Source organism: Pseudomonas brassicacearum subsp. brassicacearum (genome assembly GCF_008801605.1).
GTDB classification, from domain to species: Bacteria; Pseudomonadota; Gammaproteobacteria; order Pseudomonadales; family Pseudomonadaceae; genus Aquipseudomonas; species Aquipseudomonas brassicacearum.
Genome location: NZ_VZPJ01000025.1, coordinates 22419 through 38964 on the forward strand (window position 1 = coordinate 22419; position 16546 = coordinate 38964).

Annotated in this window: 15 protein-coding genes; 4 read left to right on the forward strand and 11 right to left on the reverse strand. The window is 61.6% G+C overall.

Annotation, left to right across the window (positions count from 1 at the left end; translation table 11 throughout):
* Window positions 1–3: 3 nt before the first annotated feature.
* The 3 genes from F7R20_RS30860 to fos all read right to left on the reverse strand — a co-directional run bounded on the left by F7R20_RS30860 (window position 4) and on the right by fos (window position 2765).
* Window positions 4–507, reverse strand: a complete 504-nt coding sequence (locus F7R20_RS30860) for a DUF4142 domain-containing protein (RefSeq protein WP_027911683.1) — start codon at window positions 505–507, stop codon at window positions 4–6.
* Between the two features lie 314 nt (window positions 508–821).
* Complete coding sequence (locus F7R20_RS30865; RefSeq protein WP_003198716.1) at window positions 822–2171, reverse strand: sensor domain-containing protein; 1350 nt, start codon at window positions 2169–2171, stop codon at window positions 822–824.
* 180 nt (window positions 2172–2351) lie between these two features.
* Window positions 2352–2765, reverse strand: a complete 414-nt coding sequence (fos, locus tag F7R20_RS30870; protein WP_003198713.1) for a fosfomycin resistance glutathione transferase — start codon at window positions 2763–2765, stop codon at window positions 2352–2354.
* Between the two features lie 257 nt (window positions 2766–3022).
* Between fos and F7R20_RS30875 the strand changes: the two genes are divergently transcribed.
* Window positions 3023–4258 (forward strand): aminotransferase class I/II-fold pyridoxal phosphate-dependent enzyme, encoded by a 1236-nt coding sequence (locus F7R20_RS30875; RefSeq protein WP_003198711.1) that lies wholly within the window; start codon window positions 3023–3025, stop codon window positions 4256–4258.
* Between the two features lie 13 nt (window positions 4259–4271).
* Entirely contained in the window at window positions 4272–5435 is a 1164-nt protein-coding gene (locus F7R20_RS30880) for an MFS transporter (protein WP_003198708.1), read from the forward strand.
* Here F7R20_RS30880 and yiaY read toward each other — a convergent pair.
* A complete protein-coding gene (gene yiaY, locus F7R20_RS30885) occupies window positions 5432–6580 on the reverse strand; it encodes an L-threonine dehydrogenase (protein ID WP_003198706.1) in 1149 nt (382 codons plus the stop codon). The genes F7R20_RS30880 and yiaY overlap by 4 nt on opposite strands.
* A 140-nt stretch (window positions 6581–6720) precedes the next feature.
* On the opposite strand from yiaY, the gene F7R20_RS30890 reads away from it, so the two are divergent.
* Window positions 6721–7740, forward strand: a complete 1020-nt coding sequence (locus F7R20_RS30890; RefSeq protein ID WP_003198704.1) for a DUF4917 family protein — start codon at window positions 6721–6723, stop codon at window positions 7738–7740.
* 159 nt (window positions 7741–7899) lie between these two features.
* Here the strand turns inward: F7R20_RS30890 and F7R20_RS30895 are convergent, their stop codons facing one another.
* From F7R20_RS30895 to F7R20_RS30920, 6 genes are all read right to left on the reverse strand, one after another.
* The gene (locus F7R20_RS30895; protein ID WP_003198702.1) at window positions 7900–8244 is read right to left on the reverse strand and encodes a YegP family protein; all 345 of its coding nucleotides are present in this window, start codon (window positions 8242–8244) and stop codon (window positions 7900–7902) included.
* An 81-nt stretch (window positions 8245–8325) separates the two neighbouring features.
* On the reverse strand, window positions 8326–8907 hold the full coding sequence (locus tag F7R20_RS30900; RefSeq protein WP_003198700.1) for a DJ-1/PfpI family protein: 582 nt from the start codon (window positions 8905–8907) through the stop codon (window positions 8326–8328).
* A 234-nt stretch (window positions 8908–9141) separates the two neighbouring features.
* A complete protein-coding gene (locus F7R20_RS30905) occupies window positions 9142–10359 on the reverse strand; it encodes a class I SAM-dependent methyltransferase (protein WP_003198698.1) in 1218 nt (405 codons plus the stop codon).
* Window positions 10360–10572: 213 nt separating this feature from the next.
* Complete coding sequence (locus F7R20_RS30910; protein ID WP_003198695.1) at window positions 10573–11190, reverse strand: TPM domain-containing protein; 618 nt, start codon at window positions 11188–11190, stop codon at window positions 10573–10575.
* Between the two features lie 27 nt (window positions 11191–11217).
* A complete protein-coding gene (locus F7R20_RS30915; RefSeq protein ID WP_003198694.1) occupies window positions 11218–11967 on the reverse strand; it encodes a TPM domain-containing protein in 750 nt (249 codons plus the stop codon).
* A 136-nt stretch (window positions 11968–12103) separates the two neighbouring features.
* Window positions 12104–12712 (reverse strand): LemA family protein, encoded by a 609-nt coding sequence (locus F7R20_RS30920; RefSeq protein ID WP_003198691.1) that lies wholly within the window; start codon window positions 12710–12712, stop codon window positions 12104–12106.
* 251 nt (window positions 12713–12963) lie between these two features.
* Between F7R20_RS30920 and bglX the strand changes: the two genes are divergently transcribed.
* Window positions 12964–15255: a beta-glucosidase BglX gene (bglX, locus tag F7R20_RS30925; RefSeq protein ID WP_003198689.1), complete on the forward strand. Its 2292-nt coding sequence runs from the start codon at window positions 12964–12966 to the stop codon at window positions 15253–15255.
* Window positions 15256–15387: 132 nt separating this feature from the next.
* Here the strand turns inward: bglX and F7R20_RS30930 are convergent, their stop codons facing one another.
* Entirely contained in the window at window positions 15388–16545 is a 1158-nt protein-coding gene (locus F7R20_RS30930) for a phospholipase D-like domain-containing protein (RefSeq protein WP_003198687.1), read from the reverse strand.
* Between the last annotated feature and the right edge of the window lies 1 nt (window position 16546).

Here is a 16546-nt window from a genome sequence, read left to right on the forward strand (position 1 = left end):
GGATCAGCGGCTGGCTTGCAGGGCCCTGGCCATTTCGAGATGGGTCTGCAGTTTAGGCAGGGTTTCATCGGCGAAGGCCTTGATCTCCGGCACTTCGGTGGTCTGGGCCTCTTGCTGGATCTGCGCGATGGCCTCCTCGGTGGCCTTGACCTGGGTGGCGGCATACGCAGCCTCGAACGACTCGCCTTCCTTGACCTGCGGCATCAGGGCCTTGGCCTTGTCCGCCACCTCTTCCCGGGGGGCGACAGGCAAGTCGAGCTTCTTGGCGATCTTCGCCAGGTGTTGATTGGCCGTGGTGCGGTCGTTGATCACCATGATGGTGTAGTCCTTGACCTCCCTGGATTCGGCTTTCCCGTGGGCCATGCGACTTGTCTCTATGTCGGCCATGCCTTTGGCTGAAGCATCGTTGATGAATTCGGCAGGCGATTGGGCCCAGGCACTGTTGGCGCCCAGGCCCATCAACACGACAACACTGGTGGTGCGAAAAAAGCTGGCCATACGGCTCATGGTCGCGCCCTCCTCTGATGAAAGTTCTGGTGGGTTATCCACCGTTGAATCAGAACCAGCCATGAATACTCAGCGAGATGTCCGACTCGGCTTTCGACGGTCGTGATGGTGGTTCTCCCACTTCTGCGACCCGCTTCGGACACCTTCGTTCGATCATGAGCAATGTTTGCCAGATAAATACCGCTTGGGCCGGGAATGATCCAACCCTCCCTATTCTCGAATGCAGGGCACGCAGAGCCCTTCTTGTATTCGAATTGGATATGGGCTGAAGGTTTGAGAAAGGTGCTTGTGCCACGACGAACGGTGGCACGCTATCAGATACCGAACACCCTGTGATTCTGGCGTTTGGCCGCATACATCGCCTCGTCGGCGTGGCGGAACAGGGCAACATCTTCAGTGCCATGGTCGGGGAAACAGGCCACGCCGATGCTCGGTTCGATGCTCAGGCAGTGCCCGTCCAGACGCAGCGGCTGGGCCAGTGCATGGCGGATTTTTTCCTGCACGCGTTGGGCATCCTCCAAGGCCTGGATGCTGTGCAGCAGCACCACGAACTCGTCCCCGCCAATACGTGCCACGGTGTCGGTGTCGCGGATACAGCCCTTGAGACGATTGGCCACCGCTTGTAACAGCATGTCGCCAACCCCGTGGCCATAGGTGTCGTTGATCTGCTTGAAACGGTCCAGGTCGATGTACAGCAAGGCCATGCGCCCGGACGCCGCGCGCGCGCTTGCCAGTGCGCACTTGAACCGCTCCCGGAGCAATTCGCGGTTGGGCACCTGGGTCAATTGATCGTACTGAGCCATGTGCTGCAACCGGGCGTGCAATTGCTTGCGCTCGATGGCGACGGTGATCTGTGCGCAGACGTATTGCAGCAGTTCCTTGTCCTGCTCGGTGTAGCGCTCGTTGTGCGGCGCACTCTTGACGATCAGCGCGCCAATCGTGCCGCTCTGCGAGTTCAGCGGCACGCCCAGCCAACACGGCGCATCTGGCCGCGCTACAAGGTCGTCGAACCCCGGCGGCAAGTCGTTGCAACCAGGCGTCAGCAGGATTGGCTGGCCGCTGCGAATCACTTCGGCGCACAAACGCCCGGTGACCGTGCCCGGCAATTCCGGCTGCCCTTCCCGGTCGTCGACGTGATAGGGGAAGTTAAGTTGCGAACATTGTTCGTCATACAGCGCCACCGAAAAATTCAGCGCCGGCAGCCACTCGCCAATAATCAGGTGTATGCGCTTGAACAGCGCCAGCAGGTCTGCCGCGGCATGGGCCGCCTCGGAAATCGCATACAACGCCGCCTGCCGGGACTCGGCCTGCTTGCGTTCGGTGATGTCCCGGGCCACGGCAATGCGCAGTTGGTCCACCGGCGACCAGCGCGCCGACCACAGGATGTGCACCACCCGACCGTCCTTGCGCAGGTAACGGTTCTCGAAATTGAGCTTGGGCTCGCCGTCCATGATCTCCCGCGCCGCCTCAAGGGTCCGCTGACGGTCGGCGGGGTGCACCAGGTCGATCATCGGCTGGCCGATCAGCTCCTGCGGGGTGTAGCCAAAAATCTGTTCGCAGGCAGCACTGACAAACACGAAACGCCCTTGGCCGTCGACGGCACACACGGCGTCCAGCAGAAGGTCGATGTAGCTGGCCAGCGGCGCGGAACTTCGAGTGTCCATGGGGCTGGAGGTCATCCGGATAATGCAACGGTGAGCGAAGCGGGTGATCGTCAGTTCGTGACGCCGATACAACGAGCGAGACCGACGCGCCCCACCAATACCGATGAGGATAGCGCAGGGGATCGACTGTAGGGAGCGAAACGCCCGGGAGATGCAGCCACTCGCTTCAACGCAGCCCCTTCACTCCGTAAAAAACGCCATACCGGCATACGGTGCCTGCCGGCAGGCCTTCAACCGGGACGCCAGGTCGCCCACATGGACTTCGAGCTTGTGCCCGTCCGGGTCGAGAAAGTAGAACGAATCACCCTCGCTGCGATTGTCGCGCCACGATGACACCTGGGCCGCGTTCAGCCGCGCCACCAGCACTGGGAAACTCTCGGCATCGATGCTGAAAGCGTAATGGGTGTAGTCCGCCACCGGCTCAGGCCTGCGCAACGGGTCGAAAGCCAGGCACAACCACAAACCCGGCAGCGACAAATAGGCCCCATGGTCCCACTTGGCTTCGAGACGCAGCTGCAATAGCTCGCCATAAAAAACCACACTGCGATCCAGGTCGGTGACGGCAAGGGTCAGATGATTGAGGCCTGAGAGCATCAGCAAGCAACCTTCAGAAAAGAGTGATAACCCAGCGGGCTTGGGGCGAACCCAGGGTACTTCCAAGCTCCGACATCGCCGACGGATTCCCCGTCCAAGGCCCTAGGCAAAGTCCTACGCAGAACTCTCCAGTGACACTCAAGCACGCCGGAAACAGCCGATTCAAAGCCCTGCACAACAATCTGTAAAGTCTGGAAACACACCGCTATCGAAACACCCCACGGACAGCACCACTCATCAAGGAATGTAATCGCACCATGAACCAGACTGCTCAAGCGCCCCATCACTTCACTCACTACCGCAAGGTGATTTCCCTCGCAGACCAGAACTGGCAGGGCACCGAAGCCGGAAAAATCTCAGGGTTGAATGTCGAGGTCAAGACACCCAATGTGCTGGTCGACCAATACGGTCGCACCTTCCATCACTTCTGTACCACGTCCTACCTGGGCCTGGACTATCACCCCGCGTTGCTGGACGGCGCCATGACTGCCCTGTGGGAAACCGGAACCCTGCGGGTCGCCAACTCAAGGAATCGCTGCAAGCTGGCGATCCTGGACCAGTACGAAACCCAATTGTCGGAGCTGTTTGGCGCCAGTTGCCTCAGTGCTCTGTCGTGCAGTGCGGCAAGCGCCGGTATCCTGCCGCTGCTGGCCAGCGGCGCGTTCACCAACCAGTGTTCGCCGGTCATGGTGTTCGACAAACACGCCCATTACTCGATGAACCACAGCAAGGCCGCCTGCGCCGATGAAACCCAGGTCGTCACCTGCCCGCACAACGACATGGATTTCATCGAAGACCTGTGCAAACGCCAGCGCTGCGTGGCGTACGTGGCCGACAGCGCCTATAGCATGGGCGGATTGGCGGACCTGGACAGCCTGATGTATCTCAAGCAGCGCTATGGCCTGTTTCTCTATCTGGACGACTCCCACGCGCTGTCTGCGGTCGGGGAGTCCGGCGCAGGCCTGGTCCGTTCGCGCGTCCCTGCCGTGGATGAACGCACCCTGATCGTTGCTTCATTGGCCAAGTCATTCGGCGCCAGTGGCGGGCTGGTCATGTTTGGCAGTGAACGGCACAAGGCGCTGGTGCAGCGTTACGGTGGCCCGAGCAATTGGTCCCAGAGCCTGAACGCAGCGGCCATCGGCGCCGGCATGGCGTCGATCCGCCTGCACCGCAGTCGAGAATTCAGCGCCCTGCAGGAGCGTTTGCAAGCTAATATCCGCTTCTTCGACAGCCTCGTGCGCACTGAACAGCGCGGCAATCCCATGGCAATCCGCATGGTGCCCTGCGGTGAAGCGGCCCTGGCCAACAGCCTGGCCGTCGAACTGGCCGAACTGGGGTACTTCACTTCAGCGGTCTTTTTCCCCGTGGTGCCGCAAGGCAAGGCCGCCATTCGCATTACCCTGCGCGCCGATATGGAGCCGAACGTGATTCGCTCGTTTTGCGAAAAGATCACCGAACTGCTGCTGACCCACGGGCGTGACATCCGCCCTTGAGACAGGACGCTCGATGAAGAACCGTACAACCCTGATCGTCACCTGCACCACCGTTTTCCTGGCCCAACTGGGCATGAGCATCTACTTGCCGGCCCTGCCCGATATCGCCCGGGACCTGGGCGCCGATGCGTCCCGGGTTTCCTGGGGCTTGTCGGTGTACCTGATCGGCATGGCGCTGCCGATGTTGCTGTGGGGCAGCCTGGGCCAGCGGCTGGGGCGCAAGCCGGTCTTGCTGGCGGCCTTGGGGTTGTACGGTTTGGGCAACCTGGCCCTGCCGCTGGGCACAACCGTGGAGGCGTTCCTGACGCTCAGGTTGATCCAGGGCATCGGCGCCAGCGGTATCTCGGTGATGGCGCGGGTCTTGATTCGGGACAGTTTCAGCGGCGATCTGTTGGCCAAGGCGCTGTCCTGGATATCGATCGCCTTTGTGATTGCCCTCGGTATCGGCCAGTATCTGGGCTCGCTGATCCAGGCCGCTTTCGGCTGGGAGGCGATTTTCCAGGGCTTGGGCGCCGTCAGCCTGGCGATGGCAGCGGCGGTGTCCCGGGCCAGGTTCCCGGTGCTGGTGCAAGCCGGCAACGGGCAATCGGCGTGGAGCATCTACGGGCAGATCCTGCGTCGACGCGCGTTCCTGCTGCCGGCCTTGGCGGGTGGGCTGGGTTACGGCGTGATCGTCGCCTTCAATACCGCCGCGCCATTGATCCTGCAGGAGAGCTTCCACTGGTCGCCCATTGAATACGGCCTGCTGGGCTGGCCGGTCAGTGCCGCGTACTTGCTTGGGGCGCTGGTGGTGAACGCTTTTGTACTGCGTACCGGTCAACGGCGAATGATGGGTTGGGGCATCGCCCTGGTGCTGGGCGGGAGCATGACCATGCTGGCAGGCAGCCTCACCCTGAGCAGCATCGCGCTGCTCTTCTGGCTGCCGTATTGCTTCGCGGTGTTTGGCCAGTCGTTGATCTACCCCATCAGCCTGTCCCTGGCCAACGAAGGCTCACCGGTGGCCGGCGCGTATGCCATGGCGTTGAGCGGATTCCTGCACCAACTGATGGCCTCGGTGATCGGTGCCATGGCCAGCCTGTTGTTGAGCCAACAGGCCTGGCCGCTGGCGGCGTTGTGCGCACTGTTGGGGGCGGCGGCGATGCTCTGTGTGAAGTTCGTGCCGCCCCGGGTCGCTTAGAACGCGCTGCGGAAAATCTCTTCGATCTGCCGCTGGTCCGCCGCCCGTGGGTTGGTCAGGCCGCAGGCGTCTTTCAAGGCGTTGGCGGCCAGCACCGGTACGTCATTGAGGCGTACGCCCAAATCACGCAAACCGGCCGGAATATCCACGTCAAGGGCCAGTTTACGGATCGCCGCAATGGCGTCGCGGGCGCCCTCTTCCGGGCTGAAGCCGCGCGTATCGGCGCCCATGGCATGGGCCACGTCGGTCAGGCGAACGGCGCACACCGAAGCGTTGAAGCTTTGCACATGAGGCAACAGCACTGCGTTGCAGACACCATGAGGCAGGTCGTAGAAGCCACCCAGCTGATGCGCCATCGCGTGCACGAAACCCAACGATGCATTGTTGAACGCCATCCCCGCGAGAAACTGCGCGTAGGCCATGTTCTCCCGCGCGACCAGGTCATTGCCGTCACGCACGGCCAGGCGCAGGTTGTTGCTGATCAGGGTGATGGCCTTCAGGGCGCAGGCATCGGTGATGGGGTTGGCCGCAGTGGAGACATAAGCCTCGATCGCGTGGGTCAGTGCATCCATGCCGGTGGCGGCTGTCAGGCCCTTGGGCATCGCCACCATCAGCGCCGGGTCGTTCACCGACATCAATGGGGTGACGTTGCGATCAACAATCGCCATTTTCACGTGGCGTGTCTCGTCGGTGATGATGCAAAAACGGGTCATTTCGCTGGCGGTGCCCGCCGTGGTGTTGATGGCGATCAGCGGCAACTGCGGCTTGCTCGAACGATCGACGCCTTCATAATCACGGATCTGCCCTCCGTTGGTGGCGCACAGGGCGATGCCCTTGGCGCAATCGTGAGGCGAACCGCCACCCAGCGATACGACGAAATCACACTGGCTCTCCTTCAGCAGCCCCAGCCCGAGCTCGACATTGGCGATGCTTGGGTTGGGCTTGGCGCCGTCGAAAATCACCGAGTCGATGTCCTGTATCGCCAACAACTCGGCCACCTTGGTGGCGACACCGGCCTTGGCCAGCCCCGCGTCGGTGACGATCAAAGCTTTGCGAAAGCCGTAGTTGCGAATAGCGGTCATCGCTTCATCGAGGCAGCCGAGCCCCATGATGTTCACGGCGGGAATGAAAAAAGTGCTGCTCATGGGGTCACGCTCCTGGTTGAGGCCGGATCGGCAGGGCCTACAGAATGACCGAGTAGTCATGACGCATCTTGATCTGGCTCAAGACTGGGTCGTGATAAAGTCGCGCCCTGCCTTTGCCACGTTTTGAGATGATCCTTGCGATGACCGATTTCCAGGAATACGACACCCGGCTCGAAGACTGGGAGGCCTTGCGCGCCGACACCGCCTTCAGCGGCCTGTTGGTGGGCAATGGGGCCAGCCGCGCAGTGTGGGATGATTTCGGCTATGACTCGCTGTTCGAAAATGCCCGCACCGTCGAGGAGAAACCCCTGAGCCCGTCGGAACTGAGCGTGTTCGATGCGATGCAGACGCGCAGCTTCGAACAGGTGCTCGCTGCGCTGAAAACCACCAGTCGGGTCAACAAGGCCCTGGCCGTCAGCTCCGCTGCCCCGCGTAACCGCTATTACGCGATCAAGGAAGCGCTGATCAACACCGTGCATGCGGTGCACATCCCATGGCGCCTGGTGCAACCGTCGACCCTGGCGACGCTCAACCAGGAGCTGAGCCGCTACCGCACGGTGTTCACCAGCAACTACGACCTGCTCAACTACTGGGCGATCCAGCAGGCACCCGAGAGCATCAGCGACCTGTTCTTCGGCGAAGACCACAGTTTCGACCTGAGCCGGGCGACCACGGACAAACCGCGCCTGCTGTACCTGCACGGCGGCCTGCACATGGTGCGCAACCAGGACGGCACGGCGCGCAAGCTCACGTCCACCGAAGGCACCCTGCTGGGCAGTTTCGCCATCAACAACACGATCAAGACCCTCGACGACGTACCGTTGTTCGTCAATGAAGGCCCAAGCCAGGACAAGCTCAAGACCATCCGCAGCAGCGATTACCTGTCGTTCTGCTACGACCAGTTGCTGCAGCACGGCGACAACCTGTGCCTGTTCGGCCATGCCCTGGGCGAGCAGGACAACCACATTGTGCAAGCCTTGCGCCTGGCCGCACCGAAAACCGTGGCGATTTCAATCTATCCCCGTAGCCAGGCGTTCATCCAGCATCAGAAGCGGCATTACGCCAAGGTGTTCCAGGGACTGGAAGTGCAATTGCGCTTCTTCGATGCCAAGAGCCATCCGCTGGGCGATCCGAAACTGTCGGTGCCGGTGGAGGTTTAAAACACGTGTGGAGAGGGGATCCATGTGTGGGAGCAAAGCTTGCTCGCGATGAACGATGACTCGGTTAGCCTGCACAACCGCAGCGCCTGCATCGCGAGCAAGCTTTGCCCCCACACATAATTCCCCCGCCACAGGCTAGGCGCCCTTGTTGCCGTCCCGTCAGAGCGCAGCCACGGTCTTGTCCTTGATGACAGTCGTCGGTCCGTTGGCCTTTACGCTGGCGATGCCCTTGTCCCGGGCGGCGTCCGATGAATAAGCTTCACTGCTGCCAATCACTTCATGGTTGGCAGCCTTGAGGTTGAAGTACGGATGGCCATCCTTGGTGTTCTTGAGTTCATAGCGCTCGGTCAACGGACTGTTTTTCTGCACCGAAGCAATGCCACCGTCGACACCGCTGCGGGTGGTGTACAGCTCACTGGTCAAGATTGTCTCGGCGTTGGCCGCCTTGAGCACAAACCGAAACTGGCCACTGCTGCTTTTGCTGATTTCGTACCATCCGGACATGATTTTTCTCCTGGCAATGAAGACATGCCCCGAGAGTAAAGACCCGCCGCGCTTGCCCCGCCAGTCCGCTGTGCAGCGTCATTACAAGGTAATGGCCGTGCCCAGCAGCGTCAGGAAACCCGCCAGCCAGCTCGGGTGCGCAGGCCAGGCCGGTGCGGTTGCGAGGTTGCCCTGGACATGGCCCTGGGTCACGGGAATGTCGATATAGGTCCCGCCAGCCAGTCGGACTTCCGGGGCACACGCCGGGTAGGCGCTGCATTCGCGCCCTTCGAGGATGCCTGCCGCCGCCAGCAATTGCGCACCGTGGCACACCGCGGCAATCGGCTTGCCCGCCAGATCGAAATCGCGCACCAGTTGCAGGACGGTTTCATTCAAGCGCAGGTACTCCGGCGCTCGCCCACCCGGCACCAGCAGCGCGTCGTAGTCGGCGGCCTGGACGTTGGCGAAGTCATGGTTGAGGGCAAACAAGTGCCCCGGTTTTTCACTGTAGGTCTGGTCGCCTTCGAAATCGTGGATCGCCGTGCGCACCGTCTGTCCGGCGGTTTTGTCCGGGCACACGGCGTGCACGGTATGGCCGACCATCTGCAGGGCCTGGAACGGCACCATGACTTCATAATCTTCGACGTAATCGCCGACCAGCATGAGGATTTTCTTGGCGGGCATGGGAAGGGCTCCTTTGGGAATGCGTGGGTGGTTAACGCATTAAAGGTAGTCCGGAGTGTTGGCAGGCGAGCGATAACCGCTCATTACCTGACGGGCTGCACCTCAGCCCTTGTGGGAGCGAGTCCTGTGGGAGCAAAGCTTGCTCGCGATGAACGATGGCGCGGTTCTAGCAGTTAAACCATGTCGTCCTCATCGCGAGCAAGCTTTGCTCCCACAGGGTTCGGTATAGCTGCTTCAGGCGAGGTAACCATCCGCCCGCAGCAGCGTTTCGAGGCAATGCTCGGTAACGTGGTAGAAGGTCTTGAGTTCCTGGATCTTGGCCAGCAGCTCGGTGGGGTCCGCAGGTTCGGCGCGTTTGACGGCCAGGATCATCTTGTTTTTGTTGGTGTGGTCCAGGGAGATGAACTCGAAGACCTTGGTCTCGTAGCCGCAAGCTTCCAGGAACAGCGCTCGCAAGCTGTCGGTGACCATTTCCGCCTGCTGGCCCAGGTGCAGGCCGTATTGCAGCATCGGCTTGAGCAAGGCCGGGCTCTGGATCTGCAAGCGGATCTGCTTGTGGCAGCACGGCGAGCACATGATGATCGAGGCGCCCGAGCGAATGCCCATGTGGATCGCGTAGTCGGTGGCGATGTCGCAGGCGTGCAAGGCGATCATCACATCCACCGCGCTCGGCGCCACGCTGCGCACGTCACCGTGCTGGAAGCTCAGGCCCGGGTGTTCCAGGCGCGCAGCGGCTTCGTTGCACAGCTTGACCATGTCTTCGCGCAGCTCGACTCCGGTCACCACGCCTTCAGCCTGCAAGGTGTTACGCAGGTAATCGTGGATGGCGAACGTCAGGTAGCCTTTGCCCGAACCGAAATCCGAAACCCGCACCGGTTTGTCCAGGGCCAGCGGCGAAGACGTCAGCGCATGGCTGAAGACCTCGATGAACTTGTTGATCTGCTTCCACTTGCGCGACATCGCCGGAATCAGCTCGTGCTTGTGGTTGGTCACGCCCAGGTCGGCCAGAAATGGCCGGTTCAGGTCGAGGAAGCGATTTTTCTCACGGTTGTGCTCGGCAGATGGCACTTCCCGCAGTTGCTGGGGCTTGCTCTTGAACAGCGAACTCTTGCCCTTCTTGCTGTACTCCAGCTGGGCCTCGTCGGTGACCGCCAGCAAATGCGCGTTCTTGAACGATGCCGGCAACAGCGCAGCAATGGTTTGCACCCCTTCGGCCAGCGGGAAATTCTTGGTGATGTCGCGGGTCTTGTAGCGGTAGACGAAGGACAGGCACGGCTGGTCCTTGACCGTCAGCTGCTTGATGATCAGCCGCTGGAGGTCCGCTTCTTCACCCACGTACTTGGCCAGCACCAGTTTGATGAAAGCGTTTTGTTCAAGGCTGGTGCGCAACAGCTCGATGAACTGGGCGTGGTGATCCGGCGCGGGACGGACGGGCGTTGCGGTGGCAGACATGGACAAGCGGCCTCGGGGCGGGGCGAATCGGGAATGGCGGTATTTTAGGGGGGATGGGCAGCGAGGGCACGGAAAAGTTCGTGTGGCGAGCAGTAGCCTCGGTGGGAGCAAGGCTTGCCCGCGATAAATACACCGCGATCCAGCAGGCTAAACCGAGCCATCGTTCATCGCGAGCAAGCTTTGCTCCCACAGGCTTGTGCTGGCAGGAAATTTTCAGCCCAGCACCACCAGCCGATTCGGCAGTTCATTGCGTTCCTGGGTCACCGGCACGTGCTCCTTGAGCAATTCGCCGCAAGCTTCGATGCAGGTCACGAAACCCTGCAGGGTCTGTCCCTGGCGAACCTGCTGGGTGAACGCTGCGACGATGGCATCCCAGCATTTGTTGTCCAGGCGCTTGGAAATGCCTTCGTCCACCAGGATTTCCACGTACCGCTCAGCCTCGCAGACAAAGATCAGCATCCCCGTGCTGCCCACCGTGTGGTGCAGGTTCTGTTCGAGGAATTGCCGGCGCGCCAGGTTGGAGGCCCGCCAGTGACGCACGGAACGGGGGATCAGGTGCGTGGTGATCCTGGGGATGCGAAACACCAGGCACAGCACAATGAAACTGACCCACTGCACCAGCAACAGGCTGTGCATCGTCAGCCAGCCGGAGAGGTAATGGACCACGCCGGGCACCACCAGGGCCAGCAGGCTGGCCCACAGCAGCGGGATATAGGCGTAGTCGTCGGCGCGGGCGGCCAGCACCGTGACCAGCTCGGCGTCGGTATGCCGCTCGACCCGGGCGATGGCCTCGGCGACCTTGCGTTGTTCGTGTTCAGTCAGTAATGCCATGTTAAAAGTGCCTGCTCATTATTATTGTCACCAGCCGCCCGACGAACCGCCGCCCCCGAAACTGCCACCGCCACCGCTGAAGCCCCCGCCGCCTCCGCCGCCGAAGCCTCCACCGGAACCGCCCGAACGGCTGGAGCCACCGCCTCCGGTCGGCAAGATACCGAGCATCTGGCAGACCAATATCGTCAAAATAAACAGTATCACCAGGAAGACGAACAGCCCGGGATGGCGCTCGACGAAATCACTCGGCTCTTGCTGCCCGTCCGTACTGTATGCCGGCGCCGGCTCGTCCAACGGGCTGCCGCCCAGCACCACCAGCATCGCCGCGACACCATCGCTGATGCCTTTGTTGAAGTTGCCGGTCTTGAAGGCCGGGGTGATCACCTGGTTGATGATCACCGAACTCTGCGCGTCGGTCAGGCGATCCTCCAGGCCGTAGCCCACCTCGATGCGCAGTTTACGGTCATCCCGGGCGATGATCAGCAGCGCGCCGTTGTTTTTATCCTTCTGCCCGATGCCCCAATGGCGCCCCAATTGATAGCCGAAGTCTTCGATGCTGCTGCCTTGCAGGTCCGCCAGCGTGACCACCACCACCTGTTCGCCGGTGGCCTGTTCATGGGCCTTTAGCTGCGCTTCCAGTTGTGCGCGCACCGACGGTTCGAGCATCTGGGCGGCGTCCACCACCCGTCCGGTCAATGCCGGAAACTTCAGCTCGGCCTGGGCCGTGATGGCAAACACCCAGAGCAACAGCACCAGGCCAAATTTCAACACGCGCATTGGAACTCCTGTGTGGGAGCGAGCTGGTGTGGGAGCTGAGCTTGCTCGCGATGAAGGCACCTCGGTCTTTCCAATGACCGCGTTATCGTTCATCGCGAGCAAGCTTTGTTCCCACAGGCTCGCTCCCACAGTTTTTTCAGAACTTCACTTCAGGGGCTTTTTCGGCATTGGGGCTGGTGGCCTCGAAGGTTTCGCGGATCGGCAGGTCGCTGTACATCACGCTGTGCCACAGGCGCCCCGGGAACGTGCGGATCTCGGTGTTGTACTTCTGCACAGCCAGGATGAAGTCGCGGCGGGCCACGGCGATGCGGTTCTCGGTGCCTTCAAGCTGCGATTGCAACGCCAGGAAGTTCTGGTTGGCCTTGAGGTCCGGGTAACGCTCGGACACCACCATCAGCCGGCTCAACGCGCCGGTCAGCTGGTCCTGGGCCTGCTGGAACTGCTTGAGTTTTTCCGGGTTGTCCAGGGTGCTGGCGTCGACCTGGATCGACGTCGCCTTGGCCCGCGCTTCAATCACTGCGGTCAGGGTTTCCTGCTCGTGCTGGGCGTAGCCCTTGACGGTTTCCACCAGGTTGGGAATCAGGTCGGCGCGGCGCTGGTACTGGTTCTGCACCTGGCCCCAGGCGGCCTTGGCCTGTTCGTCCAGGGTCGGGATGTTATTGATGCCGCAACCGGCCAGCAACGTAGTGAGCAGCATCAGGGCCAGCATCGGCAAGCTGCGAAGGTGGTTCAGTCGTGGATTCATCGGGTGGAGCTCTCCGTTGCATGACATTGGAAAAACACGGCCACCTATCTCACCGGCGCCTGGGGCATAATCTGCCGCCGCACTGGATTGAAACGGGTCGATGGGCTAAAAGATGCGCAGTGCGAAACTAAGTTCAGCCCAATGGGTTCGAAAGTGTGCTGCATTTAACTGAACAACAATAGCCGCTCCTCACATTTTGGCTGACCGGCGTGTCCTGATCACCGCCCTTTAGGCTTGCGAGAAAATTATTCATGAAGAAGCTGTGTTTGCTGGGCCTGTTTGTCAGTCTGGCCAGTCACCCCGTATTTGCCGACAACCTGCCAGCCCCCATAGAGAACAAGGACGCCTTCATCAGCAACCTGATGAAGCAGATGACCCTCGAAGAGAAGATCGGCCAATTGCGCCTGATCAGCATCGGCCCGGAAATGCCCCGGGAGATGATTCGCAAGGAAATCGCCGCCGGCAACATCGGTGGCACGTTCAACTCCATCACCCGCGATGAAAACCGTCCGATGCAGGACGCGGCCATGCGCAGCCGGTTGAAGATCCCGATGTTCTTCGCCTATGACGTGATCCACGGCCACCGCACGATTTTCCCGATTCCCCTGGCCCTGGCCTCGAGCTGGGACATGGACGCGATCTACCACTCCGGCCGCATCGCGGCCAAGGAAGCGGCCGCCGACAGCCTGGACATCACCTTCGCGCCGATGGTCGATATTTCCCGCGACCCGCGCTGGGGCCGCACCTCCGAAGGTTTCGGCGAGGACACCTACCTGGTGTCGCGCATCGCCGGGGTGATGGTCAAGGCGTTCCAGGGCAACGGCGCCAACGCGGCCGACAGCATCATGGCCAGCGTCAAGCACTTCGCCCTGTACGGCGCGGTGGAAGGCGGCCGGGACTACAACACCGTGGACATGAGTCCGCTGAAAATGTACCAGGACTACCTGCCCCCCTACCGCGCCGCCATCGACGCGGGTGCCGGTGGGGTGATGGTCGCGCTGAACTCCATCAACGGCGTGCCGGCCACGGCCAACACCTGGCTGATGAACGACCTGCTGCGCAAGGAATGGGGCTTCAAGGGCCTGGCGGTCAGTGACCACGGCGCCATCTTCGAACTGATCAAGCACGGCGTCGCCAAGGACGGTCGCGAAGCGGCGAAACTGGCGATCAAGGCCGGCATCGACATGAGCATGAACGACTCGCTCTATGGCAAGGAACTGCCAGGCTTGCTCAAGGCCGGTGAAATCGAGCAGAGCGACATCGACAACGCCGTGCGCGAAGTGCTCGCGGCCAAATACGACATGGGCCTGTTCAAGGACCCGTACCTGCGCATCGGCAAGGCCGAGGACGACCCGGCCGACACCTACGCCGAAAGCCGCCTGCACCGCTCCGATGCCCGTGACGTGGCGCGCCGCAGCCTGGTCCTGCTGGAAAACCGCAACCAGACCCTGCCCCTGAAGAAGACGGCGAAAATCGCCCTGGTCGGCCCGTTGGCCAAGGCACCGATCGACATGATGGGCAGTTGGGCTGCGGCCGGGCGGCCGGCGCAGTCGGTCACCCTGTTCGACGGCATGACCCGCGCCCTGGGCGCTGACTCGAAGCTGATCTACGCCCGTGGCGCCAACATCACCGGCGACAAGAAGGTGCTCGACTACCTGAACTTCCTCAACTTCGATGCCCCGGAAGTGGTAGACGACCCGCGTCCGGCCCAGGTGCTGATCGACGAAGCGGTAAAAGCCGCCAAGGATGCCGATGTGGTGGTGGCCGCCGTAGGCGAGTCCCGTGGCATGTCTCATGAATCGTCGAGCCGTACCGACCTGAACATCCCGGCCAGCCAACGCGAGCTGATCAAGGCCTTGAAGGCTACCGGCAAGCCTCTGGTGCTGGTGCTGATGAATGGCCGTCCGCTGGCGTTGCTGGACGAGAAGCAGCAGGCCGATGCGATCCTGGAAACCTGGTTCAGCGGCACCGAAGGCGGCAACGCCATCGCCGACGTGCTGTTCGGCGACTACAACCCATCGGGCAAACTGCCGATCACCTTCCCACGCTCGGTGGGGCAGATTCCGACCTACTACAACCACCTGAGCATCGGCCGGCCATTCACGCCGGGCAAGCCGGGCAACTACACCTCGCAGTATTTCGATGACACCACCGGCCCGCTCTATCCGTTCGGTTACGGCTTGAGCTACACCGAGTTCAGCCTGTCGGACATGGCCCTGTCGTCGACCACGCTGAACAAGACCGGCAAGCTCGATGCCAGCGTGACATTGGAAAACACCGGCAAGCGTGACGGCGAAACCGTGGTGCAGCTGTACATCCAGGATGTGACCGGCTCGATCATTCGCCCGGTGAAGGAACTGAAGAACTTCCGCAAGGTGATGCTCAAGGCCGGCGAGAAGAAAGTCATCCACTTCACCATCACCGAGGACGACCTGAAGTTCTTCAATGCCCAACTCAAGTACGCGGCGGAACCGGGCAAGTTCAACGTACAGATCGGCCTGGATTCCCAGGACGTGAAGCAGCAGAGTTTTGAGTTGCTCTGATCCCCAGGCAACACAAGAACCATGTGGGAGCGAGCTTGCTCGCGATAGCGGCTTAACATTCAACTCAGATGTTGAATATCAGACCGCCATCGCGAGCAAGCTCGCTCCCACAGTTGTATCTGGGTGTTCGGGCTAACCGCGTCGATCCAGCAAGTTCACCACCACCCGATCCACCAACCCCCACACCCGCTGCTTGAAGCGCTTCCACAATGGCCGGCGCTGCCAGGCGTCGAGGCTGACTTGCAGGCTCTGGGTGAAGTCCCGCTCGAAACTGGCCGCCACTGCACTGCTGAGCCTGGAATCCAGGGCTTCGAGGTTGGCTTCCAGGTTGAAGCGCAGGTTCCAGTGATCGAAATTGCAGGAGCCGATGCTGACCCAGTCGTCCACCAGCACCATCTTCAGGTGCAGGAAACACGGCTGGTATTCGAAGATTTTCACGCCAGCCTTGAGCAATCGCGGGTAGTAACGGTGCCCGGCGTAGCGCACGGACGGGTGATCGGTGCGCGGGCCGGTCAGCAGCAGGCGCACGTCGATGCCGCGGGCGGCGGCCTTGCGCAAGGAACGGCGCACGTTCCAGGTCGGCAAAAAATACGGCGTCGCCATCCAGATGCGTTTCTGGCCGCTGTTCAATGCCCGCGACAGCGATTGCAGGATGTCGCGATGCTGGCGGGCGTCGGCATACGCCACCCGGCCCATGCCCTCACCCACCGGTGGTACGCGCGGCAGACGCGGCAAGCCGAAGTTGGACGCCGGTTTCCAGGCTCGCCGATGGCGGTTGGCGAGCCACTGGCGGTCGAACAGCAACTGCCAGTCGAGCACCAGCGGGCCGACTATTTCCACCATCACCTCGTGCCACTCACTGCGGTCGTCGAGGGGGTTCCAGAATTCATCGGTCACCCCGGTGCCGCCAACCACCGCCAAGCGTTGGTCTACCAACAACAGCTTGCGGTGATCCCGGTAAAGGTTGCGCACCCAGCGGCGCCAGCTCAGGCGATTGTAGAAACGCAACTCCACCCCAGCCTCGGTCAGACGCTTGCGCAGGGCCAGGGTAAACGCCAGGCTGCCGTAGTCATCGAACAGGCACCGCACGCGAACGCCACGCTCGGCGGCCTGCACCAGCGCCTGGACCATCGCCTCGGCGCAAGTACCCGCCTCCACCAGATAGAGTTCCAGCTCGACCTGTTCCTGGGCACGGGCGATTTCCACCAGCATGCGCGGGAAGAACTGCGGGCCATCGATCAACAGCTCGAAGCGATTGCCTTCTCGCCAGGGAAAAACCGCGCCGCTCATG

What these genes read in the sequence shown, in the direction of transcription:
- F7R20_RS30895 (WP_003198702.1), bottom strand. Translation starts at nt 8,244, where the DNA reads ATGTCCGGATGGTACGAAATCAGCAAAAGCAGCAGTGGCCAGTTTCGG.
- yiaY (WP_003198706.1), bottom strand. Translation starts at nt 6,580, where the DNA reads ATGAGCAGCACTTTTTTCATTCCCGCCGTGAACATCATGGGGCTCGGC.
- F7R20_RS30860 (WP_027911683.1), bottom strand. Translation starts at nt 507, where the DNA reads ATGAGCCGTATGGCCAGCTTTTTTCGCACCACCAGTGTTGTCGTGTTG.
- F7R20_RS30890 (WP_003198704.1), top strand. Translation starts at nt 6,721, where the DNA reads ATGACCGATTTCCAGGAATACGACACCCGGCTCGAAGACTGGGAGGCC.
- F7R20_RS30930 (WP_003198687.1), bottom strand. Translation starts at nt 16,545, where the DNA reads ATGAGCGGCGCGGTTTTTCCCTGGCGAGAAGGCAATCGCTTCGAGCTG.
- F7R20_RS30900 (WP_003198700.1), bottom strand. Translation starts at nt 8,907, where the DNA reads ATGCCCGCCAAGAAAATCCTCATGCTGGTCGGCGATTACGTCGAAGAT.
- F7R20_RS30880 (WP_003198708.1), top strand. Translation starts at nt 4,272, where the DNA reads ATGAAGAACCGTACAACCCTGATCGTCACCTGCACCACCGTTTTCCTG.
- bglX (WP_003198689.1), top strand. Translation starts at nt 12,964, where the DNA reads ATGAAGAAGCTGTGTTTGCTGGGCCTGTTTGTCAGTCTGGCCAGTCAC.
- F7R20_RS30875 (WP_003198711.1), top strand. Translation starts at nt 3,023, where the DNA reads ATGAACCAGACTGCTCAAGCGCCCCATCACTTCACTCACTACCGCAAG.
- F7R20_RS30915 (WP_003198694.1), bottom strand. Translation starts at nt 11,967, where the DNA reads ATGCGCGTGTTGAAATTTGGCCTGGTGCTGTTGCTCTGGGTGTTTGCC.
- F7R20_RS30905 (WP_003198698.1), bottom strand. Translation starts at nt 10,359, where the DNA reads ATGTCTGCCACCGCAACGCCCGTCCGTCCCGCGCCGGATCACCACGCC.
- F7R20_RS30865 (WP_003198716.1), bottom strand. Translation starts at nt 2,171, where the DNA reads ATGGACACTCGAAGTTCCGCGCCGCTGGCCAGCTACATCGACCTTCTG.
- fos (WP_003198713.1), bottom strand. Translation starts at nt 2,765, where the DNA reads ATGCTCTCAGGCCTCAATCATCTGACCCTTGCCGTCACCGACCTGGAT.
- F7R20_RS30920 (WP_003198691.1), bottom strand. Translation starts at nt 12,712, where the DNA reads ATGAATCCACGACTGAACCACCTTCGCAGCTTGCCGATGCTGGCCCTG.
- F7R20_RS30910 (WP_003198695.1), bottom strand. Translation starts at nt 11,190, where the DNA reads ATGGCATTACTGACTGAACACGAACAACGCAAGGTCGCCGAGGCCATC.